The organism is Streptomyces sp. SID12501 (genome assembly GCF_010550245.1).
In the GTDB taxonomy this organism is placed as follows: Bacteria; Actinomycetota; Actinomycetes; order Streptomycetales; family Streptomycetaceae; genus Streptomyces.
The window spans coordinates 1-705 of sequence record NZ_JAAGLU010000198.1; the positions used below are offsets into that span (position 1 = coordinate 1).

Consider the following 705-nt stretch of genomic DNA (forward strand, 5'->3'; position numbering starts at 1 on the left):
GGAGGCGGCTCGCCTGCGCACGCAGCGCGGCCTCGGTGGCCGCGGACACCGTCCAAGGCACAGGACCCGAAACGGGCGCTGCCTCGACCCCCGGCACAGACTCGCCCTCAGGCCCCGCGACCTCTCCAGCCCCTTCGGCTTCTCCAACCTCTTCAACCTCTTCAGCTTCTTCGAGGATCACATGCACATTCGTCCCACTGATCCCGAACGACGACACACCCGCACGCCGCGGACGCCCCGTCACCGGCCACACCCGCTCCTCGGTCAACAACTCCACCGCACCCGACGACCAATCCACCTCCGACGACGGCTCACCCACATGCAACGTCCGCGGCAACACCCCCGCCCGCAACGCCATCACCGTCTTCACCACACCAGCCACACCCGACACCGCCTGCGTATGACCAATATTCGACTTCAACGACCCCACGAACAAAGGCCGCTCACGCCCACCCCCAAACACCCCCAACAACGCCTGCGCCTCAATCGGATCCCCCAACCGCGTCCCCGTCCCATGCGCCTCCACCACATCCACATCCGACGCCGACAACCCCCCACTCGCCAACGCCTGCCGAATCACCCGCTGCTGCGCCGGACCACTCGGCGCACTCAACCCATTCGACGCACCATCCTGATTCACCGCCGAACCACGCACCACCGCCAACACCCGCCGCCCAAGACGCCGAGCATCCGACAACCGCTCCA

At 67.1% G+C, this 705-nt stretch carries 1 protein-coding gene; it reads right to left on the bottom strand.

The window, feature by feature from the left end; all coding sequences use genetic code 11:
* Positions 1–705: ketoacyl-synthetase C-terminal extension domain-containing protein (locus G3I71_RS45210; RefSeq protein WP_164324732.1), on the bottom strand; the 705-nt coding region annotated here is incomplete at both ends.